We start from the raw sequence: 23,413 nt of genomic DNA, 5'->3' as shown, positions 1-23,413 counted from the left end.
TCTGCGATGCGTGCCCGGAAGTCGTCCGCCCCACTCGCGTCACTGGTCAGCCTGGTGACCATGGCCTCGGCCCTGGTGGCCGTCACACCGCTCTCCGCGACGGCGGCACCGCCCGCCAAGGGCGAGCTGGGGGAGGTGGCGGCCCGGTCGGCGGCGGTAGCCGCCGGTCACCGGGTGGAGGCCACCGCCCTGCGTACCGACCGGCAGCAGGTCTTCGCCAACCCCGACGGCACCTTCACCCTCCAGCAGTTCGTCGTCCCGGTGCGGGTCCGCCGCGGGACCGGCTGGGTGCCGGTCGACACCACCCTCCGTCCCGCCCCGGCCGGCATGGTGGCGCCCGGGGCCACCACGTTGGACATGGCCTTCTCCGGCGGCGGCACCGTGCCCCTGGTACGGCTGCGTCGCGCCGGCGCCGAGCTGGCGCTGCACTGGCCGGGACGGCTGCCCACCCCGGTGCTCTCCGGCGACACCGCCACCTATCCGGAGGTGCTGCCCGGCGTCGACCTGACCATGCGGGCCGGCGCGGAGGGTTTCAGCCAGCTGCTGGTGGTCAAGTCGGCGCAGGCCGCGGCCAACCCGGCGCTGGCGACCGTCCGGCTGCGCACCACGACCAGCGGCGTGACGGTACGGTCGGCGCCCGGCGGCACCCTGACCGCGGTGGACCGGTCCGGGCGTCCGGTGTTCGAAGCCCCCGCGCCGTACATGTGGGACTCCAGCGGCGCCGGCAGCCGGCAGGTGCCGGGCGGCCGGGTCCGGTCGATGCGGGTCGGGGTGGACACGGACGAGCTGGCCCTGGTGCCCGATCGGCAGATGCTGACCGACGCCGCCACCCGGTACCCGGTCTACATCGACCCGTCCTGGTCGGGCGCCCGGCTGGCCTGGACCCAGGTGTGGAGCAACCTGCCGAGCCTGTCGTTCTGGAACGGCGCCAACGACGCCGAGGACGAGGCCCGGGTCGGCTACGACGCCACCGACGGGAAGCTGACCCGCTCCTTCTTCCGTTTCGACACCACCGGTGTGAAGGGGAAGCACATCCTCGGGGCCACGCTGCAGACGTACGAGGTGTGGTCCCGCTCCTGCACCGCCCGGCAGGTGGAGGTATGGGCGACCAACGCCATCTCCTCGTCGACGACCTGGAACAACCAGCCGACCTGGGCCTACCGGATGGACTACAAGAGCGTCGCCAAAGGCTACTCCTCGTCCTGCCCGGCCGGAGGCGTGGAGTTCAACGTCACCACCCAGGTCGTCAAGGCCGCGGCGGGCGGATGGGACAACGTCACCCAGGGACTGAGGGCCTCCAGCACCGCCGAGTCCAACAGGGACACGCTGTCCTGGAAGCGGTTCCGGAACAACCCGTCGATCACCATCAGCTACAACACTGTCCCGGCCGTCCCGAAGTACCTGACCACCGACGGGTCGTCCACCTGCACCACCGGGTCCGGCCGGCTGGTGCTCGGCACGGCGACGCCGACGCTGCGGGCCTCGGTCAGTGACCCGGACAACGCCGTGAAGGCGCACTTCCAGTGGTGGACGGTGAACGGCACGGCGCCGGTCGGCGAGTACACGTCCGCGTCGGTGGCCGGCAAGACGCCGACCATCGTGGCGAAGACGGTTCCGTCCGGGGCGTTCAGCAACGGCTCGATCGCCAAATGGCGGGTCCGCGCCGAGGACGGCATCGACAGCAGCGCCTGGAGTGCCTGGTGCGAGTTCCAGGTCGACACCAGCAGGCCGCCGATCCCGACGCTGACCTCCAGCGCGTTCCCGGACGGCGCCGAGGGCGACGCGGTGATGGGCGTCAGCACCTCGGTGACCTTCGGCGCCAACGGCGGCACCGACGTCATCTCGTACGAGTACAGCGTCAACGGTGACGCCACCGCGTTGACCAGGACGGCCACGCCCGCCACGGCGGGCGGCTCGGTAGCCGTCTCGCTCACCCCGGACCGGTTCGTCAACTGGCTCAACGTCCGGTCCGTGGACAAGGCGGGCAACCGGTCCTCGGTCGCCACCGTGGTCTTCTACGCCGCCGCGCCACCGGGACCGGTAGGCGAATGGATGCTGGACGAGACCGGTGACGGCACGGTCGCTGTCGACTCCTCGGCCGGTGCCCACGACGCCCCGCTCGCCGGCGGCGCCACCTGGACGGACGGTGTCGAGGGCGGCGCCCTGCGCCTGGACGGGGTGAGCGGCTACGCGGCGACGGCCGGTCCCGTGGTCGACCCGACGAAGTCGTTCTCGATCAGCGCCTGGGTACGGCTGACCGACACCTCCCACAACGCCGTCGTGCTGACCCAGGTGGGCGCCCACGCGAGCGTCTTCACGCTCTACTACTCCAGCTACTACAAGCACTGGCTGTTCAACCGCACCCCGGCCGACGCCGACGCCGACAACTACACCCGCGCCATCGGGACGAGCGTCCCGGCGGCGAACACCTGGACCCACCTGGCCGGGGTGTACGACGCGCCGGCCCAACAGATCCGGCTGTACGTCAACGGCGTGCTGGAGGCGACCACCGCATTCACCACACCCTGGAGCTCCACCGGCGGCCTGCAGATCGGCCGCTCGCTGGTGCACAGCACGTTCGGCGAGTACTGGACGGGTGACATCGACACGGTGCGGGTCTACAACCGGGTGCTGCTGGCCGGCGAGTTGCAGCAGGTGCCCCGGCTCGCCGGGCAGTGGAAGCTCGACGAGACGACCGGCACCACGGCGGCCGACGCGGTCGGCGGCCACCCGGCAACCTGGTCCGCCACCGGCGTCACCCGGATCACCGGGGTCAGCGGCAACGCCGTGGCGGTGAACGGTTCCACCGGTGTGCTGACCGCCTCCGGGCCGGCCGTGCGGACCGACGCGAGCTACACGGTGACCGCCTGGGTCCGGCCGGACAGCCTGACCAAGAACGGGATCGCGGTCAGCCAGCTCGGCGCCACGGTGGCCGGCTTCAACCTCGGCTACTCCTGGAACGCCGACTACGCGGCGTACCTGTGGTCCGTGCGGACCTCCACCACCGACGCCGCCGGGTCGGAGCTGCACGAGGCGGTCGACCTGTTCGACATCCCGACCGTCGGGACCTGGGTCCAGCTCGCGGCCGTCTACGACGCGCAGGCGCACCGGCTCCGGCTCTACGTCAACGGCCAGGCGGTGGACGAGACGTACCACGCCAGCTCGTGGAACGCCGGCGGCGGCCTGCTGATGGGCCGCGGCCAGGCCGCCGACGTGACGTTCTCGCAGTACTTCACCGGCGGGATCGACGACGTCCGGGTGTACGCGGGCGTCCTCTCCGATCAGGAGATCTTCGACAGCTACAACGACGTCGCCAACCAGGCGTAGGAGGCCGGCGATGATGCTCAGCTGGACGCGCATTCGGATTCACCTCGCGGGGGCGAGCGCCGCAGCCGTCGTCGCCGGCGGGTTGGTGGCCACCCCGGCGCCGGCCGCACCGCCCACTCCCGGGTCGTGGCGGTCGCCGACGCAGGCACAGCGGTCGGTGCCGGGCCGCGACTTCGTCGGCCGCCCGAAGCCGGCCGACCCGGGCGCGACCGCGGTGCAGCGGTCGGCGCCGGTGGTGCGCTGGCCGGCGCCCGCCACGGCGGAGGTGGCCGTGCCGGTCGGGGCGACCCGCCGGCAGGCCGGCACCCTCCCGGTCCGGGTGGGGCAGCCGGTCCACCCGACCCCGGCCAGGGCCGGTGAACCGGCGACCGGTCCGGACCGGGTCCGGATCCAGGTGCTCGACCGGTCGACCGCCGAGCGGGTCGGCGTGGCCGGCCTGCTGGTCACCGTCGGGGCGGCGCGCGCCGGCCGGGTGTCGGTCGAGGTCGACTACTCCTCGTTCCGGGCCGCCTACGGCGGGGACTGGGCGTCCCGGCTTCACCTGGTCCAGTTGCCGGAATGCGCGCTGACCAGTCCGCAACGCCCGGAGTGCCGGACCGGGAAGGCGCTGCCGACCCGGAACGCGGTTCGGGCCGGGAAACTCACCGCCGACATCTCCCTCGGCGCGACGGCGACCCTGCTGGCGGCCACCGCGGCACCGGCCGGTAGCGCCGGCAGCTACTCGGCGACCTTGCTGGCCGCCTCGGCATCCTGGGAGGCCGGCGGATCGTCCGGCGACTTCAGCTGGACGTACCCGATGGACGGGCCGCCGTCGTTCGGCGGCCCGGAGCCCGACCTGAACATCTCCTACTCCTCTGGCAGCGTGGACGGCCGGACCGCCGGCACCAACAACCAGGCGTCCTGGGTGGGCGAGGGCTGGGACCTCAACGAGGGCTTCATCGAGCGGCGGTACAAGTCGTGCTCGGACGACGTGACGACCACTCCGAAGCCGTACGACCTGTGCTGGGAGACCGACAACGCGTTCCTCACCCTGAGCGGCCGCACCATCGAACTGGTCAAGGACGACACCACCGGCGCCTGGCGGCTGCGCAACGACGACGGCTCCCGGGTGGAGCGGTTGACCGGTGCCACGAACGGCGACAACGACGGTGAGTACTGGAAGGTCACCAGTCGCGACGGCACCCAGTACTTCTTCGGGATCAACCGGTTGCCCGGTTGGACCACCGGCAGGGAGGTGACGAACTCGGCGTGGACGGCCCCGGTGTTCGGCAACGACACCGGCGAGCCCTGCCACGCCTCGACCTTCGCGACGTCCTACTGCAACCAGGCCTGGCGGTGGAACCTCGACTACGTCGTCGACCCGAACGGCAACGCGATGTCGTACTTCTACACCACCGAGACGAACTACTACGGTCGCAACCTGACCGCGTCGGCCGGCACCGCGTACCACCGGGGCGGCTACCTGACCCGGGTCGACTACGGCCAGCGCTCCGACACCCTGTATTCGGTGCCGGCGCCGATGCGGGTCGACTTCGGCGTCGAGGAGCGGTGCGCGGCGGGTGCGACCTGCGGCACCGGTCCGATCACCAAGGACACCGCGAAGAACTGGCCCGACGTCCCGTACGACCTGGCCTGCGCGGCCGGCGCGACCTGCACCAACCTGTTCGCCCCGACGTTCTGGACGCGGAAGCGGCTGGCCAGCGTCACCACCCGGGTGTGGGTCTCCGGGACCACCTACCGCGACGTCGACACCTGGACCCTGGGCTACCAGTTCCGCGACCCCGGCGACGGCACCTCGCCGGCGCTGTGGCTGGCCTCCATCACCGACACCGGCAAGGTCGGCGGCAGCACGGCACTGCCGGCCGTCACCTTCGAGGGCACCCAGCTGGAGAACCGGGTGGATGCGCAGGAGGGCATCCCGCCGATGTACAAGTGGCGGCTCACCGACGTGTACGACGAGTCGGGCGGGCACGTGCGGGTCAACTACTCGGCCAAGGAGTGCACCCGGGCGGCGCCGCCGACCCCCGACTCGAACACCAGCCGCTGCTTCCCCCAGTACTGGACACCGGAGGGCGCCACGACGCCCCAGCTGGACTGGTTCCACAAGTACGTCCCGATCCAGGTCCTCTCCGACGACCAGTCCGGCGTCGCCGGGATCGAGGAGACCGACTACGAGTACCTCGGCGGCGGGGCCTGGCACCACGACGACAACGAGCTCACCCCGGCCAAGTACCGCACCTGGAGCGAATGGCGCGGGTACGGCCGGGTCCGGGTCACCCACGGCGCAGCGGGCGAGGTGCGCTCCCAGCGCGAGACGCTCTACCTGCGGGGCATGGACGGCGACACGCTGACCAGCGGCACCCGCAGCGTCTCGGTGACCGACTCCGAGGGGGTCGCGGTGACCGACCACCCGGCGCTGGCCGGGTTCGTCCGGGAATCGATCACCTACAACGGGGTCGGCGGCAGCGAACTGGACGGCGAGATCGACGATCCGTGGATCTCGGCGGCCACCGCCACCCACGGGTCCACCAGGGCGTACCTGACCGGGGTGGCCAAGAAGCGGAACCGGATCGCGTTGACCTCCGGCTACCGGCGCACCGAGACCCGGACCAGCTTCGACTCGTACGGCCTGCCGACCCAGGTCAACGACCTGGGCGACACCTCGACGAGCGACGACGACGAGTGCAACCGGACCACCTACGCCCGCAACACCGGGGCCTGGATGGTCGACTACGAGGTACGCGTCGAGCGGGTCTCGGTGAACTGCTCGGTGAGCCCGTCCCGCCCGGCGGACGTGCTCTCCGACGTCCGGACCTTCTATGACGGCTCCACCACCTTCGGCACCGCGCCGACCAGGGGCGACGAGACGCTGACCCAGGAACTCGTCGACTACTCGGGCGGCACCCCGACCTACGCGCAGGTGACCCGGGTCAGTTACGACAGCTACGGGCGGCCGCTGACCTCGTACGACGCGTTGAACCGGAAGACCAGCACGGCGTACACCCCGGCCAGCGGGGGGCCGACCACCGCGGTCGCCGTCACCAACGCGCTCGGACACACGACGACCACCACGTTGGAGCCGGCCTGGGGTGCGCAGGTCGCCACGGTCGACGCCAACGGTCGCCGTACCGACCTGACCTACGACCCGCTCGGCCGGCTCACCGCGGTCTGGCTGAGCGACCAGTCCAAGTCCGCCGGTGAGCCGGCGAACCTGACGTTCTCCTACCTGGTGCAGACCTCGGGACCGAACGTCGTGACCACGCAGAGCCTGCGCGACGACGGTGGCTACGACCCGGCGTACGCCTTCTACGACGGCCGGCTGCGGCCGCGGCAGACCCAGGAGCCGGCCTCCGGCGGTGGCCGGGTGGTCACCGACACCTTCTACGACTCGCGTGGCCAGACGGTGAAGACCAACGCGCCGTACTGGAACAGCGGGGCGGCCGGCACCGCCCTGCTGACCGTCGCCGACAACGCCGTGCCGTCGCAGACCCGCTTCGTGCAGGACGGTGACGAGCGGGAGACCAACCAGATCCTGCTCTCCTACGGCGTCGAGAAGTGGCGTACCACCACCAGCTACGGCGGCGACCGGACCACCGTGGACCCGCCGGCCGGCGACACCCCGACGACCACGATCACCGACGCCCACGGGCAGACCACCGAGCTTCGCCAGTACGTCTCGGACTCGCCCACCGGCAGCTACGACGCCACCACCTACACCTACACCCGCTCGGGTGACCTGGCGACGGTCACCGACCCGGCGGGCAACGTCTGGCGGTACACCTACGACCTGCGCGGGCGCAAGGTGCGCGACGACGACCCGGACAAGGGCACCACCACCTACACCTACGACAACGCCGACCAGCTGCTCACCGAGACCGACGCCCGCGGCACCACGCTGGCGTACAGCTACGACGACCTGGGCCGGCGGACCGGCCTCTACGAGGGGTCGACCGCCGGACCGAAGCGGGCCGCCTGGACGTACGACACGCTGGCCAGCGGGGCGGTGGTGAAGGGACAGCCGGCGACGTCGACGCGGTACGTGAACGGCAACGCCTACACTACCGCGGTCAACGGCTACGACCTGCGCTACCGATCGCTCGGCAGCACGGTCACCATCCCGGCCAGCGAGGGCAACCTGGCCGGCAGCTACCGGGTGAACACCGGCTACACGGCCACCGGGCTGCCGCTGTCCGTCTCCTACCCGGCTGCCGGGGGTCTGGCCGCGGAAACCCTGCGGTACGGCTACGACGGTGACGGCCGGTTGCAGACCGCCCAGACCGGGTTGGCGACCATGCTGACGGCGGCCAGCTACACCCCGTACGACGAGCCGGCGCAGTACACGCTGCAGGCGGTCGCCGGGAAGCAGGTCGCACAGACCTTTTTTTACGACGACGCGACCCGCCGGTTGACCCGTTCGCTGGTCGACCGCACGGTCTCCCCGACGCACCTGGCGGACGTCAACTACAGCTACGACCCCGCCGGCAACGTCACCCGGATCGCCGACACGCCGCTCGGCGGGACGGCGGACACCCAGTGCTTCAGCTACGACCACCTGCGTCGGCTGAGCCGGGCCTGGACGGCGACGGACGACTGCGCCGCCGCCCCGAGCCCGTCTGTGCTGGGCGGCCCGGCCCCGTACTGGCAGTCCTGGACGTACGACAGGACGGGCAACCGGCTCACGGAAACCAACTACGACACCACCACCGGCACCGGGGTGACCAGCGCCTCGACGTACCCCACGGCCGGCTCGCCGCATCCGCACGCCCTGTCCACGGTGGCCACCGCGGGACAGACCAACTCGTTCAGCTACGACAGCACCGGCAACACCGTCGGCCGGAATGTGGCCGGCTCGGCGCAGACCCTGACCTGGGACCCCGAGGGTCTGCTGGCCTCGGTGACCGAGGGCGGCAGGACCACCGACTACCTGTACGACGCGGACGGCAACCGGCTGATCCGCCGGGACGCGGACGCGGTCACCGTCTACCTCGGCGGCACCGAGCTGAAGTTGACGAAGGCGACCGGGGCGGTGTCCGCCACCCGCTACTACCCGCTCGGCTCGGTCACCGCGGTGCGGACCGCCGCCGGCCTCACCTTCGAGGCCGCTGATCGGCACGGCACCGCACAACTGTCCGTCGACGCTGACGACCTCGCTGTCGCCCAGCGCCGTTACCTGCCCTTCGGCAAGCTGCGTGGGCCCACCCCGAACTGGCCGACCGAGAAGGGCTTCGTCGGCGGCACCGTCGACTCGACCGGACTGACCCAGCTCGGCGTCCGGGAGTACGACCCGGTGACCGGACGGTTCATCTCGGTCGATCCGCTGATCAACCACAACGATCCGCAGCAGATGAACGGGTACGCCTACGCCAACAACACCCCGATGACCGAGAGCGACCCGGACGGTCGCTGGTCGTACGACTCGGGCAGCGGCCACTACTGCGACGCCTGTGGCGGCTACGACACCCCGAACGCCCACAAGAGCAAGCCGAAGTCGACGAAGAAGAAGTCGACGAAGAAGAAGTCGTCGAGCTCGGGCGGCTCACACTTCTGCGACGGCTGCGAGTACGGCGGCAGCGGCGACCACCACTACCACCCGAAGCGCAAGAAGATCTCGCCCGCCGATCTGCACATGTACGACCAGCAGAAGGCGGCCGAGGCACGGCGGCTGGCCCGTGAGTACGCGGCCAAGAAGGCCCGGGAGGAGGCCGCGAAACGGGCCCGGCTGGCCGCGCTGAAGGCCAAGAAGGACCAGTGGATGCACTGCATGGCCCGGTACGCCGGCTACACCAGCATCTGCGGCAAGGATCCGATCCCCCGGAATGGCGGCCTCTACGACCATCTCTACAAGCACGTGGGCATCAGTTGGACGCTCTGCGTGGGAGCGTGCGGGAAGATCAAGTTCCAGAACGGCAAGGTCAGCGTGACCGGGTCGTTCAACAGCAATCCGGCCACGCCCGGTGTTGGCTCGCTGTTCCCGACCATCTCCTACTCCCACCGGTCCCACGGACGCCACGACACCAGCGTCTCGGGAAGCGTCGGTCGATGGGGTGGCGGTTACGGCATCGACGAGAAGACCGGCAAGATAGATTTTGACGACTGGGACGTCTCCGTCGGCACCAACCCCGCGGGTGGTTGGATCGGCACCAACAACACGGGCATTGCGGCAGGTGGAATGAGCACGAGCTACACCATCTGGAGCAAGTGTCTGCGAGGCTCCTGCCAGTAGCAGCGACCGAACCGGCTGGCCGTCGTGGCGATCCCCACGGCGGCCAGCCGCGTTATCGCGATGGTGGTTTCGAGGGCTTCCACCCGGTCAGCCCGGGGGCACCCTGGCTGACCGCGCGCCGTCCGTTCACCGCCGGTGGTCGTTCAGCGGCGACCGCTCTCCTGGCTGGCGGGGATGAGCCGCTCCGGCGCCGGCGGCAGGTCGCGGCGCCCGGCGTCCAGGTCGGTGAGGTCGCCGGCGGCGTTGATGAGGCCGATGTGCGAGAACGCCTGAGGAAAGTTGCCCAGGGCTTCGCCGCTGTACGGGTCGATCTGCTCGGCGAACAGGCCCAGGTCGTTGACCCGGGCGGCGAGCCGCTCGAACAGCTGCCTGGCCCGGTCCCGCTCGCCGGCCAGCGCGAGGCAGCTGACCAGCCAGAAGGAGCAGATCACGAAGCCGGCGGGGTCGCCCTCCCAGCGGCGCAGCAGGCCGTCGTGCGACAACCTCTCCTCGATCATCCGGATGGTGGAACGCATTCTCGGGTCGTCGGCGGGAAGGAAGCCGACCAACGGCATCAGCAGCACCGACGCATCCAGCTCATCGGTGTCGAAGGCCGCGGTGAAGGCCATCAGCCGGTCGCTCCAGCCCCGGGTCAGCACGGCCCGTCGCACCTCGTCCCGTGCCGCTGCCCACCTGGCGATGTCCGCCTCGGAACCCAGGCGGGACCCGAAGCGTACGGCTCGGTCCAGCGCCGTCCAGCACTGCACCTTCGACGACACGTAGTGGCGTTCGGCGTCGCGTGCCTCCCACATCCCGGCGTCCGGCAGGTGCCAGTCCCGCGCGGCCCGCTCGGTCATCGCGGTCAGCAGTTGGTGGATGTCCGGCGGCATCGGGTCGAGGTACTCCCGCATCAGCCAGGCGGCGCTGAGCGGCTCACCGTGCACGTCGTTCTGCCGCTGTCGCCAGGCGTCGTTGCCGACCAGTACCGGGCGGCTGCCGGCGTAGCCGGCCAGGTGGTCGAGGTGGTGTTCGGTGAGGTCCCGTTCCCCCTCCACCCCGTACATGATCGGCACGATGCCCTCGTTCATGCCCATCGACCGGGTCAACCACCCGACGTGCAGGTTGAGCTCGTCGGTGCAGGCCACCCGCCAGAGCGCCTCCAGGGTGAAGCTGAAGTCGCGCACCCAGGCGTAGCGGTAGTCGTAGTTGCGTTCGCCGCCCAACTCCTCGGGCAGGGACATCGTCGGGGCGGCCACCACCGCGCCACTGGGCCGGTAGGTCATGCCCTGCACCACCAGCGCGCTGCGTCGCACCTGCTCCGGGTAGTGGCCACGGTAGTCGTGCAGGCCCATCCAGGAGCGCCAGCCCGCGACGGCGTTGTCGATCACCTGTTCGGCATCGAGCACCGCCGGCGGGCCGGCGTCGTAAGCCGGCGCGTACCCGAGGGTGAAGCCGTGCGTCTCGCCGGCTCGTACGGTGAACGACCCGAACGCCTCCCCGACCTCGCACACCAGCGGTACGGTCGCGCGCAGATCCAGCCGGGCCGACGCGGCACTGGCGACCAACGCGTCGTCCTGCCGCACCAGCTGGGGGACCATCCGGCCGTACTCGAGCCGGGGCCGGTAGTGCAACCGCAGCGGGACCTCCCCGGAGAGCCCTCGCACGACCCGGGCCAGCACCCGCGGCGAGTGCAGACCGACCTCATGGCCCCGCGCCCCCGGTTGCAGGGCCAGCGCGTCGGTCACCGCCACGCTACCGGTCGCGGTGGTGAAGACGGTACGAAGCACGAGCGTATCGGTCAGGTAGGCCCGTTCCGTGCGGAACCTGCCCTCGGGGCGGATCACCCAGTGCCCGGCGTCGTCATCAAGCAGGCGGGCGAACACCGACGGGGCGTCGAACCGCGCGGGACACCACCAGTTCACCGATCCGGCGCGGTCCACCAGCACCGCGCTGCGGCCATCGGCCAGGAAGCCGTGCTCCGCGATCCGTCCGCACCCCATGGCAGGGACTACCCGAGCGGATCGGAGTGACACGGCCACCCCACGCCTCGAACCGCGGTCCACGCGCCCCCGCCGCCGTCGGCCCTGCCCCTCCTGTCGCCGTCCGGAGACCGGGTCTCGCGCCCGGCGTGTGGTCGCACGCTCCGCCGGCGCGCCGGCCGGTTACCGTTGCCGGCGTGCAGGCGGAGGCGGGCGAGACGATCGCTTTCTCGGTGCTCGGCTCGGTCAAGGTCGTCCGCGCCGGCGCCGAGTTGCGTCTGGGCGCCCGCCAGCAGCGCCTGGTGCTCGCGTTGCTGCTGGCCCGAGCCGGTTCACCGGTCTCCCTGGCGGAGCTGGTCGACCTGCTCTGGGACGAGGATCCGCCGGCCAGCGCCGCGAACGTCGTGCACCGGCACGTCGGGGTACTCCGGCGGCTGCTCGAGCCCGGCCTGCCCACCCGGGCGGCGGGCCGGCACATCCTTCGGGAGCTCTCGGGCTACCGGCTACGCGCCGACGAGGAGTCCCTCGACCTGCTGCGGTTCCGGTCGCTGAGCCGGCTGGCGGGCCGGAGCCTGCAGGACGGCGATCCGGAGTCGGCGCTGCGGCATCACCTCGACGGACTGCGGCTGTGGCGCGGCCGGTGCGCCGCGGGCCTGGAACCGGCCTCCCGCCTGCATCCCGCGTTCCTCGCCGTCGAGGCCGAACGCGCCCGGGCCGTGCGCGAGGCCGCCGACGCCGCCGAACGCTGCGGCCGGCTGAGCGCCGTGCTGGCGCCGTTGCGGCAGGCCGCCGAGCAGCACCCGCTCGACGAGTCGCTGCAGAGCCGGCTGCTGCTGGCGCTGGCCGCCGACGGCCGCCAGGCGGAAGCCGTCGAGGTGTACCGGGTGGTGCGCCGCCGGCTCGCCGAGGACCTGGGCATCGATCCGGGGGAGGAGCTGCGGGAGGCGTACGACCGGCTGCTGCACCAGCGCACCCAGCCGGCGCGTACCGAGTCGCCGTCGCCGCTGCCCCGGCCCGCGCAGCTGCCGCCGGACCTGCCCTTCTTCAGCGGCCGGGACGACCTCATCGCCGAGGCCCGCGCGGCGGTCGCGCGCCCGGGCGGGCCGGCGGTGCTCGCGATCGACGGCATGCCGGGGATCGGCAAGACCGCCCTCGCCGTCCACCTCGCCCACGGGTTCGCGGCCGGCTACCCGGACGGGCAGCTGTACGTCGACCTGCGCGGCTACGACGGGCGGGAGCCGGCGATGAGCCCGGCCGAGGCGCTGCGCGGCTTCCTGGGCTCGCTCGGGGTGCCCCAGGAGAGCATCCCCGCCGAGCTGCACGCCCAGTCGGGGATGTACCGCAGCATCCTCGCCGGCCGGCGCCTGCTGATCGTGCTCGACAACTGCCGGGACGCCGAGCAGGTCCGGCACCTGCTGCCGGGCAGCCCCGGCTGTCTGGTGATCGTCACCAGCCGCAGCCGGCTCAGCACCCTGCTGACCACGGCCGGCGCCCAGCCGTTGCCCGTCGGCCTGCCGAGCGTCGACGAGGCCCGCGCGGCGCTCCTGGGACCGCTCGGCGCCGGCCGCGTCGCGGCGGACCCGGCCGCGATCGACGCCATCATCGCCAGCTGCGGGCGGCTGCCGCTCGCGCTGGCCGTGGTGGCCGCCCGCGCGGCGAGCCTGCCGCTGAAGCCACCGGCGCAGATCGCCGCCGAGCTGGCCCAGGCGCCTGGGAGCCTGGACGGCTTCGACGACGACGACCCGCAGACCGGCGTGCGTGCCGTCTTCTCCTGGTCCTACCGGGCACTCTCCGCCCCGGCCGCGCGGCTCTTCCGGCTGCTGCCCGTCCATCCCGGCCCCGACATCTCGATCGCCGGGGCGGCGGGCCTGGCGGGCGTCCCGTTGCGGAGCGGGCGGGCGCTGCTCGGCGAGCTGAGCCGCGCCCACCTGGTCAGCGAGGACCTGCCCGGCCGCTACCGCACCCACGACCTGCTGCTGGCCTATGCCACCGAGCTCGGCGAGGAGAGCGACAGCCCGGCCGAGCGCGTCGCCGCGGAGCTGCGCTGCCTGCAGTTCTACCGGGCCACCGCCTACCAGGCGCACCGGCGGTTGCTGGCCTCCGAGGACCACCCGATGATCGAGCCCGGACCGGGCGAGACCCCCCTGCGCTTCGCCGGCCACGGCGACGCCATGCGCTGGTTCACCGCCGAGCGGCAGGTCCTGATCGCGCTGGTCGGCCGGGCCGCCCGGCAGGGCCGGCACACCGAGGCCTGGCAGCTCGCCCTGGGCATGCAGCACTTCTTCGAACGCAGCGGCCGGTGGGTCGACTGGACGACGACCGGCGAGGTGGCCCTCGAGGCCGCCCGGGCGGGCGGCGACCTGGTGGGGCAGGCCCGGATGCACCGCAGCCTGGCCGGGGCGGCCTACTTCCGGCACGAGCACGAGATCGCGGTCGGGCATCTCGACCAGGCGCTCGCGTTGCTCGCCCGGCTCGGCCTGCACGGCGAGATGACCCGGGCCGGGATCAACCGGGCGATGATCCTGGCCGCCCAGGGGCGACACGAGGAGGTCGTCCGCGCGTTGTCCGCGGCGCTGGGGCCATGGGCGGCCGGAGACGACAAGCTGCTCGCGGACACCCTGGTGATCATGGCGGCGAGCAACGCGGAACTGGGCCGGGAGGAAGAGGCCGTGCGCTGCGCCGAGCAGGCGATGGCGCTGTCGCGCGGAGCACGGTACAGGCTGGGCATCGCCGAGGCGTGGGAGGTGCTCGGCCAGGTGCATTCCGCCCGCCGGGAACTCGGCAAGGCGGTCGACTGCTGGCGCGAGGCGGCCGTCGCCTACCAGGAGGCCTCGGCGTCGGCGCAGGCGGCGGAGGTCCTGGCGCTGCTCGGCGACGCCCTCGCCGCTGCCGGCGACCAGGACGCCGCGGTGCGGGCGTGGCAGGAGGGGCTGGCCCTGATCCCGTACGCGCAGACCCGGACCGGCCGGCGGCTGGCCGGCCTGCTCGCGGCGGTCACGTCGCGTCGGTGACCGGTCGCGATCGGCCACGGCACTCGATTCGCACTTTCGCGTCAGTCCATTCGCATCGATCGTCCCTAGGCTCGTGCCTCATTCACCGTTGCTCCTGCCTATGGGGGAGATGCCGTGCTGCGGGCACCCGACGGATCACCGGCCGGCCGGGCCGAGCGCATGACGGCGCTGCATGCGGACCACGCTCGTGCCGTGCTGCGTCTCCTGCACCTACTGACACGCGACCAGCGGCAGACCGCCGAGGATCTGCTCCAGGAGACGATGCTGCGGGCCTGGCGGCATCTCGACTCGGTGCCGGCCGAGCCCGATGCCGCCCGCCGGTGGCTCTTCACCGTCGCCCGGCGGCTCGTCATCGACGGCGTCCGGCTGCGGCGCGGCCGCCCCGAGGTCCCTCTCGTCGACATGACCTGGATTCCCGCTGGTGACGACACCACCGGCAGCGCCCTGGCGTCGCACGCCATCCGGCACGCGCTCGGCCGGCTGAGCCCGGCGCAGCGCAGCCTGCTCTCCGACGTCTACCTGGTCGGGCGGTCACCGGAAGAGGTCGCGGGCCGGCTGGGCGTGCCGATCGGCACGGTGAAGTCCCGGACCCACCATGCGCTGCGTGCCCTGCGCACCGGCATCGAGGCAGCCTGAGCAGGGACGACGCCTTCGCCGTCCGGCGATCCGGCCGCTGAGTCGAGCTCACCGCCGCGCCGGGCGCCCGTCCCGCGGCCCGGGCGCTGTTGATGCCAGCTCGGACTATGCGCGATGAACGCTGCAACGACGTGGTGACCAGTGAGCGTCACGCTTGGCTTCCAGTGTCATCGGCGTGGATGTCGAGGAGGGCGAGGAAGGCGTTGGCCGCGGGCGTCCGGTCGAGCCGGCTCCAGATGACGTATTCGACGCGGGCTGGCGCGTCGGTGACCTCGATGGTGGTCACGCCGGTGAGTTGCGGCGTGTAGGCGGATGGGAGCATGGCCACGGCGAGGCCGTGTGCGACCAGCTGGGACATGAGGTAGGCGGTGGTCACCTCGAAGGCGACATCGCGGGTGAGGCCGGCGGCTGCGAAGGCTTGATCGGACTGGGCCCGCCCGGCGGTCTTGGCCGGCAGGTCCACGAATACCTCGGAGGAGAGTCGGCGCAGGCTGACGGTTGACTCCGCGGCGAGGGGATGGTCCGGGGCCACCACGGCGACGAGCCGGTCGCGGGCGAGTTCGCGGGCGTTGACGCCCTCGGGGCGTGCGGTGGTGGGCAGTCCGAGGAAGGCCACCTCGATGGCGGCCTGCTTGACCTGCTCGACGAGGTCCTCGCTGGCGCCCACGCGGAGGGTGATGCGTACGGACGGGTACCGGTGGCGGAAGTCCCGCAGGACGCCGGGCAGGTCGACCGCGGCGACGGTCGGGATCAGGCCGACCGCGAGCCGTCCGCGCACCTCACCGACGGCCGTGGCGACCTCGGCGGCGGCGCGCTCCGCGGCGTCCAGGCACTGACGGGCGGCGGGCAGGAACGCGGCGCCGGCCGGGGTCAGTCGGACGCGACGGCTGGTGCGGTCGAAGAGCTTCGCACCCAGTTCCCGTTCCAGGCGCGCGATCTGGTGGCTGAGCGCGGATTGCACCACGAGGCACCGTTCGGCGGCCCGGGTGAAGCTGTTCGTCTCGGCCACCGCGACGACGTAGCGCATCTGCTGGAGCTCCATAGGTCAATCGTGTTTCACGATTGATGAGGTGACAAGCATGTGTTGGACTCATTGATCGCTTCCTGGTGAGACTGAGCAAGACCGGTAGGGCACGGCCGAGGCCTGGCAGGAACCCCGCGTCAAGCTGCCATTCGCGCGATGTCGCCGTCGATGACCGCGAGCAGCCGCGGGCAACACATCTCACCCGAGAGGACGACACACCATGAGCATCACTGCACCCAGGCGGACGGCGGAGACCATCGTTGACGTCTGGGTCGACCCCCGCTGCCCCTGGGCGTGGATCGCCTCCCGTTGGCTGTTCGAGGTCGAACGGGTCCGATCCGTCGAGACGTGCTTTCACGTGATGAGCCTGGCGGTGCTCAACGAGGGCCGGGAGGTGCCGGAGAAGTACCGCACGGCGATGGTCGAAGGCTGGGGACCGGTGCGGGTCTGCATCGCCGCCGAGCAGCAGCACGGCCCCGAGGCCCTGCGCGGGCTTTACATCGCGATGGCCACCAGGATTCACCACTGCAAGGGCGGCCTGGGCCGGGACATGATCCTCGCCTCGCTCGCCGACGTTGGCCTGCCGGCGGAACTCGCCGACGCGGCGGACACGACCGACTTCGACAAGGCGCTGCGGGAAAGTCATCACGCCGGCATGAACCCGGTCGGCTCCGAGGTCGGTACCCCTGTCATCCACGTGCCCGGGCCCAGCGGCGAACTCATCGCGTTCTTCGGTCCGGTGATGTCTCCGGCACCGCGCGGCGAGGCCGCCGGCCGGCTCTGGGACGGCGTCCTCGCCCTGGCCGGCACCGACGGCTTCTTCGAACTCAAGCGGACCCGCGACCGCGATGCCCTTTTCGACTGACGCAGATCAACGTCAGCCCTCTCGGGTGCCTGACCTCGGCGCCGGAAATCTCGGACAGGAAAGGCGGCGCGGCATGAGAAGCGGCCATCAACTCCTCACCGCTGGTGTCACGGCGCTGGCGCCGGCGATCTGGGGAAGCACGTACCTGGTGACCACCGAATGGTTGCCACCCGACCGGCCACTGTTGGCCACCACCGTTCGGGCGCTTCCCGGGGGCCTGATTCTGTTGGCCCTCACTCGTCTGCTGCCGACCGGGACGTGGTGGTGGCGGTCGTTGGTGCTCGGCACCCTCAACATCGGCGCGTTCAACGTCCTGCTGTTCGTCGCGGCGTACCGCCTGCCCGGCAGCGTCGCCGCGATGATCATGGCGGTCCAGCCGATGATCGTCCTGATCCTGGCGGCGCTGCTGATCGGCGACAAGATCCGGGGCGTACACGTGGTGGCCGGCCTGCTGGGCGCGGTCGGTGTCGCGCTGCTGGTGTCCCTGGGGACGATGGCCGTGAACACCGTCGGCGTGGTCGCGGCGCTCGCCGCGGCGGCCTGCATGGCCGTTGGCATCACGCTGACCAAACAGTGGGGACGCCCGGACGGGGTCGGACTGCTGTCTTTCACCGGATGGCAGCTGATCGCCGGCGGGCTGGTGTCCCTGCCGTTCACGCTGATCCTCGAAGGGCTACCGGCCACCCTCAGCGGGTCCAACATCATCGGATTCGCCTATCTCACGTCCCTCGGCGCCGTCCTCAGCTACGCGCTGTGGTTCCGCGGCATCGGGAGCTTGCCCGCACTGGCGGTCTCCTTCCTCGCCCTCGGCAGCCCGATCGTCGCGACCCTCCTCGGATACCTGTTCCTGCGCCAGACGCTCTCCATCGTCCAGATGGTCGGCGTCTTCGCGATCATCGTCGCCGTACTGCTCGCGCAGCCACGGCCGCCGAAGCCACCGCGGCGTCCCGACGAATCCCCGGACAGCGACGACGCCGCGGTGGCGGGACCGACATCGCCCGCGGCGATCAGCCGGAGCGGCCGATGACACCCGCGCCATCACCAACCGCAGGTCTCCACGAAAAGAAGGCAAGAATGGTCACCACAGATACGCACCCCTACTCGACCCTCAAGTCATGGCTGGGTGTCGCGGTCATCACCGCCAGCCTGTTCACGTTCGTCACCACCGAGCTGATGCCCGTCGGCCTGCTCACCCCGGTGAGCGCCACCCTGCACGTGTCCGCCGGCGTCGCCGGGCTGATGGTCACCCTGTACGGCATCTCCGCCGGGCTCGGCGTGCCGTTCATCGTCGCCTGGACCAGGCGAGTCAACCGGCGCATCCTGCTGTCCGTCCTGCTGGCGGTCCTGGCCCTGGGAAATCTGCTCACCGCCGTCTCGCCGAACTTCGCGCTGGTCCTCACGACCCGGCTCGTCATGGGGTTCGCCAACGGTGTCTTCTGGGCCATCGGCGTGAGCATGGCGATGCGCCTCGTCCCGGGACGCCTCGCCGCCCGGGCATCAGCGGTCGCGCTGTCCGGCATCTCGATCGCCACAGTGGTCGGCATTCCGCTCGGTACCCTCCTGGAAAGCGTCACCAGCTGGCGCGCCACGTTCCTCATCTGGGCCGGCCTCAGCGCACTGGTGTTCCTCGCGGTCACCGTGGTCGTTCCGTCGATGCCGTCGGAGAACGCCGTCCCGGTCCGGGAGGTCTTCCGGCTTCCGCTCCAGTACGCACAGCTGCGTCTGGTGATGGTGGCCGTGACGCTGTACGTGCTCGGCCACTTCGGTGCGTACACGTTCATCCGGCCGTTCGCGGAGGAGCATGCCTCGGCTCCCGCGGCCTTCATCAGTGCGTTGCTCGTGACGTACGGTGTCGGCGGTGCAGCCGGCAACTTCATCGCCGGCTACACGGTGACCAGGAATCCCCGGCTCAGCTTTATCATCGCCTGCGCCGGGCTCGTCACGGCGATGCTGTTGCTGCTCACCATCGGGCACACACGACCCGGGCTGATTCTCGCCATCGTCCTGTGGGGAGTGTCCTTCGGCGCCGCGAATCTGTGCCAGATCACCCTGATGCTCGGCGCGGCACCCGACAAGTTCGAGGCGGCCATGTCCATCAACACCCTGGGGTACAACACCTCCATCGCGCTCGGCGCGCTGTTCGGCGGATGGTTCACCGACAGGCTCGGGGTGGACAGCGCTGTCTGGTTCGGTGTGGCGCTCGCCGGCGCCGCGGTGCTCGTCACCGCCGCCTCGCGCCCGAAGGCCACCGCGGTGGTCACCGAGGAGGAGTTGGCCACCAGCGGGTGACACGTTGACCGGGTTGGGTGCGTGCCGCGCGGCGGATCCGCGACCGGTGGCTCTGGCACCGATGACCCGGACGCGGCGCCGGCGGGCGCCGCGTCCGGGGCCCACCGTCAGTACTGGTAGGCGCGGATGATGGTCTGCTTGACCGTGTTGCCGCTGGTGTCCGTCGCGGCGGCCCGCAGCGAGACGAAGCCGGTGCCGGCCGGGTTCCGCACCCAGGCGACCGCCTTCTCGCCGGACCGCTGCACGGTCAGCTGCCGCCAGGTCTTGCCGTCGTCGAAGGACGCCTCGACGGTCAAGCTCGTGGTCTGGCCCGGCTCCGCCCCGACCTGACGGTCGAGCGAGACCGGGATCGCGAACAGCTGGTTGGCCGGCGCCCGGTTGTTGATGTTGAGTTCCGGGGTGTACCGGATCGCCGTCATCGGCAGCTTCACCAGGTCGCCGTCGCTCACGTGCCCGGACTTGAAGGTCCACTCCGCGTCGACCACCGTCGACAGCGTGAAGGCCGGGTCGCTGCGGAAGGTCGCGGTCAGCCGGTAGTCACCCTCCTCCGCAGGCACCTGCCACGACCAGGGCGCCTGGTTCGCGTCGCCGACCTTGACCCCGTTGCGGTAGAGGTTCACCTGCACGCTGCCGCCGCGGGTGAACCGGAAGCCCATGTGCCCGGTGCCGTCGCCGTGCAGCGGCCCCGGGCCGCCCATCGTGTCGCCCCAGTAGCGGGTGGCGAACTGCTGGCCGAAGTTCGGCTCCGGGAAGACTGGCCCGGCCACCGCGTTGGCCCACTTCACCGTGTACGTGCTCCCGGGCTGGAAGCTGGTCCACGCCGACTGGTAGTAGGTGTACCTCAGCTGGGCTGAGGTCGATTGCCACACCGCCTGCTTGTCCTGGTTGTAGTACTCGGTGATGGTGCTCGGCACGTCATAGGTGAAGCTCGGCGGGATGTTGCGCTCGTCGCGGTAGACCGGCGAGTTGCCGGGCGCGTGCGCGACCGCGGACCGCGCAACCGGCACACCGGCCACGTCCGCGCTGACCTGGGAGCGAACCGTGGCGAAATCGCCCGCGCGCAGATTGCGGGTCAGCCCGGTCATCATCTCCTCCGGCTCGTAGAGGTAGACCCGGTAGACGTACGGGCTGTTGTGCAGGCTGCCCTGGCGCACCTGACCCCACATCCCGTGGACGTAGGAGACGAAGCCCGGCGTCCTGCCGGCCCCGATCTGCGCGGTGCGCAGGTGGTCGAAGGGGATGCCCATCAGCACGCCGAACGGGTCGTTGCTGCCCCAGATCTGCGGCTGCTCGGTCCGGATCGTCCAGCCGAACTCCTGATGGACCGCGGTGGCCTTCGGGTTCGGCATCGACACCGCGATCGGCTTCGCCAAGCGGGCGTCCATGGTGAGCGCCTGGTCCGTGGTCAGGTCGAGGCTCGGGCGCATCAGCGACGTGATGTACGGGAGGAACGGGTCGCCGGTCACCAGGTAGGTCTGGACCAGGTAGCGGCCCGCGCGGACCCGGTACCTGGTGGTCGCGGGGTCGCCGAACACCACGATGGTCTGCCGGTCCAGGTCGGTCAGGACGGTTACCCAGCCCTGCTCGGGCGTGGGCGCTCCGCCGTCCGGCCCGACGAGCTTGAGGGTCAACTGGTGGCGGGCGACGTCGAGCGCGACCGGGGTCTGCACCTGCGCGCCGCCGCCGGTGGCGGTCACCTCGCCGCCGAAGTAGTGGTCGGGCAGGTCGGCGCCGGCCTGCACGTCGACGGTCACGGTGGCCGTGCCGCCGGCCGGGACCGTCACCGAGGAGGCGCTGAGGCTGAACAGGCCGGCCGGCGCCGGGGCGCCGTCGGTGTCCTTGGCGTCGAGGGAGACAGCCAGGGTGAGGTCGGCAGAGCCGCTGTTCGTGTACGTGATCGTGCGCTGCTGCGCGGTGGCGGTCCGCTCGAAGGCGACGCTGACCGGGCTGGCCGTGACGGTCTGCCGGGTCGCCCGGGCGACGTCGAGGAAGCCCGCCCCCTGCTCATAGACACCGATGGTCTCGCTCGGCTGCGCGGCGGCCATCAGCGTGGACTTGATCCGCTCCGGCGTCCAGTCCGGGTGCTGCTGGGTCAGGATCGCCGCCGCGCCGGCCACGTGCGGAGTCGCCATCGAGGTGCCGGAGAGGCTGGTGTACTGCGGGTTCGCGCCGTTCGGCCAGAGGTCAGAGGTGGAGCTGCGGGCGGCGAGGATGCCGACGCCGGGTGCGGTGACGTCCGGCTTGATGCCGGCGTCGCTCGCGCGCGGACCCCGGCTGGAGAATTCGGCCAGCTCGCCCGTCTTGGTCACGGCGCCCACGGTCAGCGCCTCCGCCACGTCGCCGGGCGAGTTCACCGTGGACTCGCCGGCCATGCCGTTGTTGCCCGCGGCAACGACGAAGAGCACGCCGTAGCGGTGGGTGAGGTCGGCCAGGGCCGCCTCGATCGGGTCGGTCTCCGGGCTGTCCGGGCCGCCGAGGCTCATGTTGGCGACCTTGACGCCCTGCTGCGCCGCCCAGGTCATGCCGGCCAGGATCGCCGACTCCGGGCAGCCCACTTCGGTGCAGACCTTGGCGCTGTAGAGCGTCGCGCCGGGCGCCATGCCCTGGTAACGGCCCTGCGACGCGGCCGCGCTGCCGGCGATGGTGGAGGCGACGTGGGTGCCGTGGCCGACCCGGTCAAGGGTGTTCGGGTCGGCGGTGAAGTTCTCCGCGGCGGCGACGCGGCCGGCCAGGTCGGGGTGGGTCTGGTCGACGCCGGTGTCGATGACGCCGACCTTCACCCCCGTTCCCGTCCAGCCGGCCTGCCAGGCCTGCGGCGCGCCGGTCAGCGGGACGCTGACGTCGAGGGTGGGGTGGCGCAGCCCGTCGAGCCAGATCTTGTCGAGCCCGGCCCGCAGTCGCCGCTCGGTGCCGCTCGCCGCGGACGTGATGGTATTCCAGAAGGACACCGCGTCCGCGCGGTTCTCCGCGACAGCGCTCGCTCCGGAGAGTTGCCGGGTGGTCCGGGCGCCCGCGAGGCCGGCGGGGGCGGCGCCGCTGTGCTGGACGATGAGCGGCAGGGTGGCCCGGGTGTCGTCGTAGCCGAAGCCGACCAGCGTCGAGATGTCGAAGAGCCGCTCGTCGAGCTTGCCCCGGTTGAGCAGGCCGACGGCGTCGGCGGGGATGACCCGCACGTCCTCGCCGGCGCTGTGGGTGATGAACGGGATCTTTTCCCGTCCCTTGCCCGGCACGACGTTGACGGCCGGGTGGCCGTCCACCGTGCTGACGTGGACGGTGTCGCCGGTGAGCAGAGTGACCGTCCGGGGCTTGGCCGCGACCGCGGGTGGGGTCGCCGGCTTCGCGGCCCGGGGCTGCGCCGACACCGGCGAACCGCCCGGAGCCACCACCGAGACGCCCAGCACCAGCAGTGCCAGCGCCGATAACTTGCGAACTGAACGCATCATTCTCCCTACGGACTCGCGAGAGGTCTCCGGGGTGTTCCGGACGCGACCACGGGGTGAAAGTTCAACCGGAGTGACCTGGATCACTACCCCGAACCGACGGCCCGCTCCGGACGCGTCGCGGACGGGCCGGCCGATCACCGCTCCGCCGATCCCCCCTCCATTCGGCGGCGGGCGGTTACGGGTGCCAGACTGCGAGGCCGGGGCGACCCGGAGCGGCCGGGAGCCGGAAGGGAACACATCGTGAGTGACCAGACCAAGCCCGAGCCGCAGGCGGCGACCCCGGCGATCGACCCTGCCGTACCACCGAGCGGCCCCGGCTGCGTGGAGTGCGAATCCTCCGGGGGGTGGTGGTTCCACCTGCGCCGTTGCGCGGCCTGTGGCCACGTCGGCTGCTGCGACTCCTCGCCGAGCCAGCACGCGACCGCCCACGCGGCCGCGACGGGCCACCCGGTCATCCAGAGCTTCGAACCCGGCGAGTCGTGGTTCTGGGACTACTCCACCGACCAGTTCTACGCCGACGGCCCGGAACTGGCCGAGCCGCACTCGCGCCCGCTCGACCAGCCCGCCCCCGGTCCCCGCGGCCGGGTACCGGAGGACTGGAAGACCCGGCTGCACTGAGGCGCCGGGCCCGCCCTTG

11 protein-coding genes are annotated in these 23,413 nt (G+C 71.6%); 8 read left to right on the top strand and 3 right to left on the bottom strand.

Going from position 1 to position 23,413, the window contains the following annotated elements:
- The first annotated feature begins 6 nt into the window (after window positions 1–6).
- Entirely contained in the window at window positions 7–3,327 is a 3,321-nt protein-coding gene (locus ACGFI9_RS04620) for a LamG-like jellyroll fold domain-containing protein (RefSeq protein WP_393174866.1), read from the top strand.
- A 10-nt stretch (window positions 3,328–3,337) separates the two neighbouring features.
- Window positions 3,338–9,550 carry an RHS repeat-associated core domain-containing protein gene (locus ACGFI9_RS04615; protein WP_393174864.1) on the top strand — a complete coding sequence of 2,071 codons (6,213 nt, stop codon included), beginning with the start codon at window positions 3,338–3,340 and terminating at the stop codon, window positions 9,548–9,550.
- 143 nt (window positions 9,551–9,693) lie between these two features.
- On the opposite strand, the gene ACGFI9_RS04610 is transcribed toward ACGFI9_RS04615, so the two are convergent.
- On the bottom strand, window positions 9,694–11,529 hold the full coding sequence (locus ACGFI9_RS04610) for a glycoside hydrolase family 15 protein (protein WP_393174862.1): 1,836 nt from the start codon (window positions 11,527–11,529) through the stop codon (window positions 9,694–9,696).
- 176 nt (window positions 11,530–11,705) lie between these two features.
- On the opposite strand from ACGFI9_RS04610, the gene ACGFI9_RS04605 reads away from it, so the two are divergent.
- Window positions 11,706–14,519 carry a BTAD domain-containing putative transcriptional regulator gene (locus tag ACGFI9_RS04605; RefSeq protein ID WP_393174860.1) on the top strand — a complete coding sequence of 938 codons (2,814 nt, stop codon included), beginning with the start codon at window positions 11,706–11,708 and terminating at the stop codon, window positions 14,517–14,519.
- Window positions 14,520–14,633: 114 nt separating this feature from the next.
- The gene (locus tag ACGFI9_RS04600) at window positions 14,634–15,155 is read left to right on the top strand and encodes a sigma-70 family RNA polymerase sigma factor (protein WP_393174858.1); all 522 of its coding nucleotides are present in this window, start codon (window positions 14,634–14,636) and stop codon (window positions 15,153–15,155) included.
- A 148-nt stretch (window positions 15,156–15,303) separates the two neighbouring features.
- On the opposite strand, the gene ACGFI9_RS04595 is transcribed toward ACGFI9_RS04600, so the two are convergent.
- Window positions 15,304–16,197: a LysR substrate-binding domain-containing protein gene (locus tag ACGFI9_RS04595; protein WP_393174856.1), complete on the bottom strand. Its 894-nt coding sequence runs from the start codon at window positions 16,195–16,197 to the stop codon at window positions 15,304–15,306.
- A gap of 202 nt (window positions 16,198–16,399) precedes the next feature.
- Between ACGFI9_RS04595 and ACGFI9_RS04590 the strand changes: the two genes are divergently transcribed.
- The 3 genes from ACGFI9_RS04590 to ACGFI9_RS04580 all read left to right on the top strand — a co-directional run bounded on the left by ACGFI9_RS04590 (window position 16,400) and on the right by ACGFI9_RS04580 (window position 19,333).
- The gene (locus tag ACGFI9_RS04590) at window positions 16,400–17,044 is read left to right on the top strand and encodes a disulfide bond formation protein DsbA (protein WP_393174854.1); all 645 of its coding nucleotides are present in this window, start codon (window positions 16,400–16,402) and stop codon (window positions 17,042–17,044) included.
- A gap of 73 nt (window positions 17,045–17,117) precedes the next feature.
- Entirely contained in the window at window positions 17,118–18,071 is a 954-nt protein-coding gene (locus ACGFI9_RS04585; protein ID WP_393174852.1) for an EamA family transporter, read from the top strand.
- Window positions 18,072–18,118: 47 nt separating this feature from the next.
- On the top strand, window positions 18,119–19,333 hold the full coding sequence (locus ACGFI9_RS04580) for an MFS transporter (RefSeq protein WP_393174850.1): 1,215 nt from the start codon (window positions 18,119–18,121) through the stop codon (window positions 19,331–19,333).
- Window positions 19,334–19,440: 107 nt separating this feature from the next.
- Here ACGFI9_RS04580 and ACGFI9_RS04575 read toward each other — a convergent pair whose 3' ends face one another.
- On the bottom strand, window positions 19,441–22,773 hold the full coding sequence (locus ACGFI9_RS04575) for a S8 family serine peptidase (RefSeq protein ID WP_393174848.1): 3,333 nt from the start codon (window positions 22,771–22,773) through the stop codon (window positions 19,441–19,443).
- 243 nt (window positions 22,774–23,016) lie between these two features.
- On the opposite strand from ACGFI9_RS04575, the gene ACGFI9_RS04570 reads away from it, so the two are divergent.
- Window positions 23,017–23,394 (top strand): UBP-type zinc finger domain-containing protein, encoded by a 378-nt coding sequence (locus ACGFI9_RS04570; protein WP_393174846.1) that lies wholly within the window; start codon window positions 23,017–23,019, stop codon window positions 23,392–23,394.
- Window positions 23,395–23,413 lie beyond the last annotated feature (19 nt).

The organism is Micromonospora sp. NPDC048930 (assembly GCF_043197935.1).
Taxonomy (GTDB): Bacteria; Actinomycetota; Actinomycetes; order Mycobacteriales; family Micromonosporaceae; genus Micromonospora.
Note: the sequence above shows the minus strand (reverse complement) of the source record. Positions and strands in the feature narration are given on the sequence as shown.